We start from the raw sequence: 662 nt of genomic DNA, 5'->3' as shown, positions 1-662 counted from the left end.
CGTGTTATGCAGGCGTTAGCTGCTTCAAAGAAGGAATTTAGTATGCAAGGTGAGAAATGGCTCTCAGGTACGGAGCTTAAAGGAAAAATAGTCACATTGATCCCACTACAACTAGAGCATGCGTCAGCTCTTGTTGAGGCGGCTTCTGATGGTGAACTTTGGGACTTATGGTATACGAAAATACCAAATAAAGAGACTGTAAACGGTTATATTGAATTGGCTTTAAGCGAACAAGACGCTGGGCGTTCTTTGGCTTTTTCTGTCATTGATAATGAAACTCAAACCATAATTGGTACAACTCGTTTATGCCACGCTGATTGTGTGAATAAACGGGTAGAAATCGGTTATACGTGGTATGCGAAAAGCTATCAGAGAACATCAGTAAATACCGAATGTAAGTTCCTTCTTCTTTCTCATGCATTTGAAAACCTCTCAGCAATCGCAGTTGAGTTTGGAACTCATTGGCATAATCATGCTTCACGTAATGCAATAGCTCGTTTGGGTGCAAAGCAAGACGGTGTAATTAGAAATCATCAACAAATGGCAGATGGTAGCTATCGAGATACCGTTGTATTTTCGGTAATTAATAGTGAGTGGTTAGCCGTAAAAGCTAGTTTGTTATTCAAACTGGAAAGGCGCAGCTAACAATTGCATCAACACGA

At 40.5% G+C, this 662-nt stretch carries 1 protein-coding gene; it reads left to right on the top strand.

The genetic code is table 11. The features are described 5' to 3' along the window. The first annotated feature begins 6 nt into the window (after positions 1 to 6). Positions 7 to 645, top strand: a complete 639-nt coding sequence (locus A6E03_RS10070; protein ID WP_255310629.1) for a GNAT family N-acetyltransferase — start codon at positions 7 to 9, stop codon at positions 643 to 645. Positions 646 to 662 lie beyond the last annotated feature (17 nt).

It is taken from the genome of Aliivibrio sp. 1S128 (genome assembly GCF_001691065.1).
Lineage (GTDB): Bacteria > Pseudomonadota > Gammaproteobacteria > Enterobacterales > Vibrionaceae > Aliivibrio.
This window is presented reverse-complemented; position numbering and strand designations above follow the sequence as displayed.